At 62.5% G+C, this 7674-nt stretch carries 8 protein-coding genes; 5 read left to right on the forward strand and 3 right to left on the reverse strand.

Going from position 1 to position 7674, the window contains the following annotated elements:
• Positions 1-63: 63 nt before the first annotated feature.
• Positions 64-486 carry a protoporphyrinogen oxidase HemJ gene (gene hemJ, locus FFS27_RS24695; protein ID WP_003085245.1) on the reverse strand — a complete coding sequence of 141 codons (423 nt, stop codon included), beginning with the start codon at positions 484-486 and terminating at the stop codon, positions 64-66.
• A 290-nt stretch (positions 487-776) separates the two neighbouring features.
• Between hemJ and argC the strand changes: the two genes are divergently transcribed.
• The 4 genes from argC to erpA all read left to right on the forward strand — a co-directional run bounded on the left by argC (position 777) and on the right by erpA (position 3381).
• Entirely contained in the window at positions 777-1811 is a 1035-nt protein-coding gene (gene argC, locus FFS27_RS24700) for an N-acetyl-gamma-glutamyl-phosphate reductase (protein WP_003101649.1), read from the forward strand.
• On the forward strand, positions 1811-2530 hold the full coding sequence (locus FFS27_RS24705; RefSeq protein ID WP_137952257.1) for a DUF6776 family protein: 720 nt from the start codon (positions 1811-1813) through the stop codon (positions 2528-2530). The genes argC and FFS27_RS24705 overlap by 1 nt, the downstream gene beginning before the upstream one ends.
• Positions 2531-2953: a bactofilin family protein gene (locus FFS27_RS24710; protein WP_003120826.1), complete on the forward strand. Its 423-nt coding sequence runs from the start codon at positions 2531-2533 to the stop codon at positions 2951-2953.
• A gap of 77 nt (positions 2954-3030) precedes the next feature.
• Complete coding sequence (gene erpA / locus FFS27_RS24715; RefSeq protein WP_003085254.1) at positions 3031-3381, forward strand: iron-sulfur cluster insertion protein ErpA; 351 nt, start codon at positions 3031-3033, stop codon at positions 3379-3381.
• Between the two features lie 53 nt (positions 3382-3434).
• Here the strand turns inward: erpA and FFS27_RS24720 are convergent, their stop codons facing one another.
• Positions 3435-4526: an anhydro-N-acetylmuramic acid kinase gene (locus tag FFS27_RS24720; protein WP_004355127.1), complete on the reverse strand. Its 1092-nt coding sequence runs from the start codon at positions 4524-4526 to the stop codon at positions 3435-3437.
• Between the two features lie 2 nt (positions 4527-4528).
• Positions 4529-5968, reverse strand: coding sequence for a peptidoglycan DD-metalloendopeptidase family protein (locus tag FFS27_RS24725; protein ID WP_015502291.1), 1440 nt, complete (start codon positions 5966-5968; stop codon positions 4529-4531).
• Between the two features lie 188 nt (positions 5969-6156).
• Here FFS27_RS24725 and tyrS point away from each other — a divergent pair, with 188 nt between their 5' ends.
• Positions 6157-7356, forward strand: coding sequence for a tyrosine--tRNA ligase (gene tyrS / locus FFS27_RS24730; protein WP_003113167.1), 1200 nt, complete (start codon positions 6157-6159; stop codon positions 7354-7356).
• The last annotated feature ends 318 nt before the right edge of the window (positions 7357-7674 follow it).

The following is a 7674-nucleotide window of genomic DNA, read 5'->3' on the forward strand; positions in this document are numbered from 1 at the left end:
ACCATCGGCAGTCGCAGGCGTTGGTCGAGCAGGGCGGGCAAGGACATGGACAGGACTCCTGGGTCAGAAAGGTTTGAGCACCACCAGTAGGACGATCAGCAGCAGGAACAGTACAGGCACTTCGTTGAACCAGCGGTAGAACACATGGCTGCGCCCCGGCTCGCCGCGGGCGAAGCGCTTGAGCATGGCGCCGCAGGCGTGGTGGTAGCCGATCAGCAGGACCACCAGGGTCAGCTTGGCGTGCAGCCAGCCTTGGCTCAGCCAGCCGGGGGTGAGATAGAGCATCCAGAGGCCAAGGACCAGGGTGGCGAGCATCGAGGGCATCATGATCCCCCGGTAGAGCTTGCGCTCCATGACGCAGAAGCGTTCCCGGCTGGTCTGGTCCTCGCTCATGGCGTGGTAGACGAACAGGCGCGGCAGGTAGAACAGGCCGGCGAACCAGCAGACTACGGCGATGATATGGAAGGCTTTGAGCCACAGGTACATCAGGACATCCTCTTGATCACGGTGCCCCGATAGTAGAGGGATGGCTGGAACGCGTCACCCTGGCGGCTTGCCGCTGTCTGATTTGCCGGCAGATATGGCCGCATAACAGGTAGGAACATTCGGATAGGGCCTCGCAGCAATTTCTGCCCGACGACCCCGGGGGCTAGACTGCCGACCGAAGGGCCGAACCGGTCGCAAAGCCGGACGCCCAGCGCTGTTCATGCCGGCGCTCGGCTCTTATCATTGGCCTCTTTTGGCTAGCTTGCCTCAGCGCGCGGAGTGATGGACAGATGATCAAGGTCGGCATCGTTGGCGGTACGGGTTATACGGGCGTGGAACTGCTGCGCCTGCTGGCGCAGCATCCGCAGGCCCGGGTGGAAGTGATCACTTCGCGTTCCGAGGCGGGGGTGAAGGTCGCCGACATGTACCCGAACCTGCGAGGTCATTATGACGACCTGCAGTTCAGCGTGCCGGACGTGCAGCGCCTCGGCGCCTGCGACGTGGTGTTCTTCGCCACGCCGCACGGCGTGGCGCACGCGCTGGCTGGCGAACTGCTGGACGCCGGGACCCGGGTCATCGATCTGTCCGCTGACTTCCGCCTGGCGGACGCCGAGGAGTGGGCGCGCTGGTACGGCCAGCCGCATGGCGCTCCGGCGCTGCTCGACGAGGCTGTCTACGGCCTGCCGGAAGTGAACCGCGAGAAGATCCGCCAGGCCCGCCTGATCGCCGTGCCGGGTTGCTACCCGACCGCGACCCAACTGGGCCTGATCCCGCTGCTGGAGGCCGGCCTGGCCGACGCCTCGCGGCTGATCGCCGATTGCAAGTCCGGGGTCAGCGGCGCCGGTCGGGGCGCCAAGGTTGGCTCGCTGTTCTGCGAGGCGGGCGAAAGTATGATGGCCTACGCGGTCAAGGGGCATCGGCATCTCCCGGAAATCAGCCAGGGCCTGCGTCGGGCCTCCGGCGGCGACGTCGGGCTGACGTTCGTACCTCACCTGACGCCAATGATCCGCGGTATCCATGCAACCCTCTATGCCCATGTCGCGGATCGCTCGGTCGACCTCCAGGCGCTGTTCGAGAAGCGCTACGCCGACGAACCCTTCGTCGACGTGATGCCGGCCGGCAGCCATCCGGAGACCCGCAGCGTGCGTGGCGCCAATGTCTGCCGAATCGCCGTGCATCGCCCCCAGGGCGGCGACCTGGTGGTGGTGCTGTCGGTGATCGACAACCTGGTCAAGGGCGCCTCGGGTCAGGCGCTCCAGAACATGAACATCCTGTTCGGGCTGGACGAGCGCCTGGGCCTCTCGCATGCGGCCCTGCTCCCCTGATGTCCGGCTGGGAACTCCAGTTCCGTGATCCACGGCGGGCCTGGCTGGTCCGCCTCGGGGTGGGTGCGCTGCTGCTGGCGGTTCCGCTGGCGTTTCTCGGCGGTCGCTGGTCGACCGGGGCGGACGCCGCTCGCAGCGAGGCCGATGCGCAACGCCAGAAAACCCTGATCGGCGAGCAGAAGGCCGAGCTGGAGCGCCTGCGTACCGAAATCGAGGTGTTGCGCAGCGGAGAACGCCTCAGCCAGCAGGCCACCGAACAGAGCCGGCAGACCATCAAGCTGCTTGAGGACCAGGTGTTCAAGCAGCAACAGGACATCGCGTTCTACAAGGGGGTAGTCGCGCCGGCCAGCAAGGCGGATGCGCTGGAAATCCGTGCCTTTGAGGTGCAGGGCACGGACGACCCGCAGCGCTTCCGCTATAAGGTGATGCTCAGCCGCCTGGGCAGGGACGACCGCAAGCTGGATGGGCGGCTGAAAGTCCGCATCAGCGGCAAGCTGGCGCGCAAGGACGCTACCTACGACCTCGAACAGCTCTCGCCGGAACTGGGCAAGACAGGGCTGTCGATTTCCCTCCGGCATTTCCAGTCGATCCCAGAAGGGGGGCGTTTCGCCGAGCTGGAGCTGCCGAAGAACTTCATCCCGAAGCTGATCGACGTACGTGCGGAGCTGAATGGCCAGTCCAAACCGCTACAGCGCCGTTTCGATTGGCCGAAGCAGTGAGTGAGCATTATGTGGAGCAAGAACAAAGGCCGGGCCGACGTCCAGCGTTTCACCGGGCAGACCAGCCTGATCGCCAGCGGCGCCGAACTGGTCGGTGACATGAACCTCAAGGGCGCGGTGCAGATCGACGGCACCGTCCGCGGAGCGTTGCAGGCGCACGAAGGGCTGGTGCGGGTCAGCGCCGGCGGTCGAGTCGATGGCGAAATCCGGGCCCCCCATGTGATCATCGACGGTCAGGTGGATGGCGACATCCATGCCATCGAACGCCTGGAGCTGGGGGCCCAGGCCCGGGTGAAGGGCAATCTTCACTATGGGCTGATCGAAACCGCCATGGGGGCCCAGATCGAGGGCCGCCTGTGCCCGATGACCGAGGCCAGTCCGCGCCCGCTGGAACTGCCTGCCAGCGTGGAAACTGTGGATTAGTTGACCATTTTTCTGGGACAAGAGGATAATGGGCGTAATGTTGTAACGCACGGCCTCAAGCCGGGAGATTCGGAAACATGAGCATCGAGACCTTCACCCCTACGCCCCTGCTCTTTACCCCAGGCGCAGCCAACAAGGTGAAGACGTTGATTGACGAAGAGGGCAATCCTCGCCTGAAACTGCGTGTATTCGTCACCGGCGGCGGTTGCTCGGGCTTCCAGTATGGCTTCACCTTCGACGAAGATATCGCCGATGACGATACCGTGATCGAGCGCGATGGCGTGGGCCTGGTGGTGGACCCGATGAGCTTCCAGTACCTGGCGGGCTCGGAAGTCGACTACCAGGAAGGCCTGGAAGGTTCGAGGTTCGTCATCAAGAACCCGAACGCTGCCACGACTTGCGGTTGCGGACAGTCGTTCTCGATCTGACGTCGATGGGGCCGCTACGAAAACGCCGCGCTTATATGCGCGGCGTTTTCGTTTCAGGCGGGATACAGCGCGCCCAGAGTCCTGGGACCGAGCGCACCGGTCACATCAGGGCAGTTGCCGGGCAGGCGCTCGAGAAACCGATGGGCTAGCCAGGCGAATGCCATGCCCTCCATCCAGGCAGGGGGAATGCCGTATTCGTCGGTACTGGCGACCCGAGCTTCGGGCATCAGCATGGCCAGGCGCTTCATCAGCGCCGTATTGAAGGCGCCGCCGCCGCATACCAGCACCTCTTCGCAGTCCGGCTGGGCGTCCAGCAGCGATTCGCTGATGCTGCGCGCGCTCAGCTCCAGCAGGGTTGCCTGGATATCCGCTGCCGGTAAGGCAGGGTGACGAGCCAGGTGCTCCTGCAGCCAGGGCAGGTTGAAGCGCTCGCGCCCGGTACTCTTGGGGCCACGCGCGGCGAAGAATTCATCCGCCAGCAGGCTTGCCAGCAGTGCGTGGTTCATCTGGCCGCTGGCGGCCCACGCACCGTCCCGGTCGAAATGTTCACCGCGCTGGTGATGAATCCAGGCGTCCATCAGCACGTTGCCCGGGCCGCAGTCGAAGCCGCGTACCGGCTTTCCGGGACTGAGCAGCGAAACGTTGCTGAAGCCACCGATGTTCAGGACCGCCCTGGAGGTGTCATCATCGCCAAACAGCGCCTGATGGAAGGCCGGTACCAGCGGGGCGCCCTGGCCGCCGGCTGCGACGTCACGGCGGCGGAAGTCGGCGACGACATCGATGCCGGTCAGCTCCGCCAGCAGGGCGGGGTTGCCGATCTGCACCGTGAAGTGGCGAGCGGGTTCATGCCGGATGGTTTGACCATGACTGCCGATGGCACGGACTTCGTCGGGGCTCATCTGCTGCTGGAGCAGCAGTTCGCGCACGCCCTGTGCTGCAAGGGCGACCCAGCGTTGCTCGACTTCGGCGGCGCGGGCGATTTCATCGGGACCGGGGACGCACAGGGCGAGGATGTCTTCGCGCAGCCCGGCCGGCATGGGTAGGTAATGGGAAGCGAGCAAGGTGGTGCGATCACCTTGCTCGATCAGGACGATGTCCATGCCGTCCAGGCTGGTTCCGGACATCAACCCCAGGTAGCGCGGCACGATCAGCGCTGCTTGTTCAGGGCCAGGAGGGTTTTCTTCTCCTGATCCATGCGCGCGATCATCGGCTGGGTCTGCGCCATGAAGCGCTTGCGATCTGCGCCACCGAGCGGGTCCGCCATGGGCAGCTTGGCGCTCAGCGGATCGACGTGACGGCCATTGATCTGGAACTCGTAGTGCAGGTGCGGGCCGGTGGCCAGGCCCGTCATGCCTACGTAACCGATGATCTGGCCCTGCTTCACGCTGGTACCGGCGCGGATACCCTTGGCGAAGCGGCTCATGTGTCCGTAGATGGTCCGATAGCGCTGGCCGTGCTGGATCACCACGGCGTTGCCGTAGCCCCCCTTGCGTCCGGCTTCGAGGATCTTGCCGTCTCCGGTGGCCTTGATCGGTGTGCCGATGGGGGCTGCGTAGTCGACGCCCTTGTGTGCGCGGATCTTGTTCAGGATCGGGTGGCGGCGGCCCAGGGAGAAGCGCGAGCTGATACGGGCGAAATCCACCGGCGTACGGATGAATGCCTTGCGCATGCTGGAGCCGTCGGCGCGGTAGTAGCTGGTATTGCCCTGCTTGTTGGTATAGCGCACGGCGGTGTAGGTCTTGCCACGGTTGACGAAGCGGGCGGCGAGGATATTGCCGGTCGCCACTTGCTTGCCGTTGACCTTGTGTTGTTCGTAGATCACGTCGAACTCGTCGCCTTCACGCAGATCGAGGGCGAAGTCGATGTCGTAGCCGAAGATGTTCGACAGCGACGTGACCAGGTTATAGGGCAGGCCGGCGTTACGACCGGCAACGAACAGCGAGCTGGTGATGCGGCCATGGGCATAGGCGGTATGCAGGTCGATCTGGGCCTTCTCGCGTTTGAAGGAGTAGCCCTTGTCGGTCTTGTCCAGGCCGATGGTCTCGAGTTCGCTCTGCTTGACTCGCAGTGCCTGCAGCTCTCCTTTGGGGTCGAGCTTGAGCTTGACCTCCTGGCCGACCTTCAGATGGGTGAAGCGCTTGGCATCCTTGCTGCTGGTCAGCATGTCGTGCATGGCCGAGGTGGAAAGGCCTGCCTTGGTGAATACGGTCGACAGCGTATCGCCACTGGCGACGGTGATGGTCTTCCACTCGGGATCGACGGGCTTGGTGTCGGCAGCGGCTACAGATGCGCCCGGCTTGTCCGAGTCTTGCTCGGCGGTGTTGTCGTCGGAGGCGCCTTCTACCTGAGCGAAAGGCGTGCCTTCGTCGCTGGAATTGGTGACCGATTGCGGCAGGAGGTCGTCTTTCTCCTGAAGGAGGCGATCGGTGTTGCTTTCAAGCTCCAGATTGAGCGTGGTCCTCTTGGCCTCGACTTCGCTCGAGGGGAACACCAGTAGTGCCAAACTGAGGAGCGCTGCAACACCGCTGGCGGCCAACAAGTGGCTTTTCGGGTAATACGGCGGCGCTTTCTGATCGGATTGCGTCATGGCGTGATTGGTGTTTTTGGATTGTGAATAAATAACTGCCTAAAATATAACCAAAATCTCCTTGAATCAAGCCAAAAGTCGCGTCTGGCCTGGCTCCGTCCCCCTGACGGTCGGCAAAATTTGTTTTTAGTCTGCGATCTTGTATGGTTGGTTCCCTTTCGATTTTGGCAATTGGGCAGAACCTGTAAATGAAGTCGGTTGAAGAGCAGCTGGCGCTGATCCAGCGCGGTGCAGACGAGATCCTGGTAGAGGCGGAACTGGTGGCCAAGCTGAAGCGTGGCCAGCCCTTGCGGATCAAGGCCGGCTTCGACCCGACCGCTCCCGATCTGCATCTTGGCCATACCGTGCTTATTAATAAGCTGCGCCAGTTCCAGGACCTGGGGCATCAGGTGATCTTCCTCATCGGTGACTTCACTGGGATGATCGGTGACCCCAGTGGGAAAAGTGTTACCCGTCCTCCCCTGACGCGCGAGCAGGTTCTGGAGAATGCGGAGACGTACAAGTCCCAGGTCTTCAAGATCCTCGACCCGGCCAAGACCGAAGTAGCCTTCAATTCCACCTGGATGGACCAGCTGACCCCGGCTGACTTCATTCGTCTTGCCTCTCAGTACACCGTTGCGCGCATGCTGGAGCGCGATGACTTTAGCAAGCGCTATGCCAGCAATCAGCCCATCGCTATCCATGAGTTCCTCTATCCGCTGGTCCAGGGCTATGACTCCGTCGCGCTGAAGGCGGACGTCGAGTTGGGTGGCACCGACCAGAAGTTCAACCTGCTGATGGGGCGCGAGCTGCAGCGTGCCTATGGTCAGGAGGCCCAGGTGATCCTGACCATGCCGTTGCTGGAAGGGCTGGATGGCGTGAAGAAGATGTCCAAGTCGCTGGGCAACTATATTGGTATCCAGGAAGCGCCGGGTGTCATGTACAGCAAGCTGGTCTCCATTCCTGACACGCTGATGTGGCGTTACTTCGAACTGCTCAGCTTCCGTTCCCTGGATGAGATCGATAGCTTCCGCAAGGACGTCGAGGCGGGCGCCAACCCGCGTGACATCAAGATCAAGCTGGCCGAGGAGATCGTCGCCCGCTTCCATGGCGAGGAGGCGGCGGCGAGCGCACACAAGTCGGCCGGCAATCGCCTGAAGGAGGGCGAGCTGCCGGAAGACCTGCCGGAGATCGAGCTGTCGTCCCCCGAGGATATGCCCGTTGCCTCTGTCCTTAATAAGGCGGGGTTGGTGAAGAATGCGGCTGCGGCTCGCGATCTCCTGGGTGCCGGCAGCGTCAAGGTGGATGGGCAGGTCGTCGACCGCACCTTCATGCTGGCGCTGGGTGAAACCCGTGTGTTCCAGGCAGGGAAGAAGGCTTTCGCGCGCATCACGCTGAAAGCTGAATAATTCTTTCAAATAAGTGTTGACGCCAGTTTCTATCTCCCTATAATGCGCACCACTCCCGGCGACGACGAAGAGTAAATGCTTGAAAATCAAGGATTTACGGATTCTCTCCGAGGGGTGGTGAAGCGCTCCGGCAGGTTGTTCGCCGCAGCGGTTCGGTCCCGAAAGGGATTCGAAACGAAGCTTCACCGAGGTGCTTGACAGCGAGTTTGAACGCTGTAGAATGCGCCTCCCGCTGATCGGAAGATGGTTTGAAGGTCGGCGCAAGCGGTTGAGTAGAAAAGAAAATTTTCGAAAATAACGCTTGACGGAACGAGAGGT

This window comes from Pseudomonas sp. 2VD (assembly GCF_005503585.1).
Classification (GTDB): Bacteria; Pseudomonadota; Gammaproteobacteria; order Pseudomonadales; family Pseudomonadaceae; genus Pseudomonas; species Pseudomonas aeruginosa.

Coding starts and splice junctions, on each gene's coding strand:
- hemJ (WP_003085245.1), bottom strand. CDS start 486: ATGTACCTGTGGCTCAAAGCCTTCCATATCATCGCCGTAGTCTGCTGG.
- argC (WP_003101649.1), top strand. CDS start 777: ATGATCAAGGTCGGCATCGTTGGCGGTACGGGTTATACGGGCGTGGAA.
- FFS27_RS24705 (WP_137952257.1), top strand. CDS start 1,811: ATGTCCGGCTGGGAACTCCAGTTCCGTGATCCACGGCGGGCCTGGCTG.
- erpA (WP_003085254.1), top strand. CDS start 3,031: ATGAGCATCGAGACCTTCACCCCTACGCCCCTGCTCTTTACCCCAGGC.
- FFS27_RS24725 (WP_015502291.1), bottom strand. CDS start 5,968: ATGACGCAATCCGATCAGAAAGCGCCGCCGTATTACCCGAAAAGCCAC.
- tyrS (WP_003113167.1), top strand. CDS start 6,157: ATGAAGTCGGTTGAAGAGCAGCTGGCGCTGATCCAGCGCGGTGCAGAC.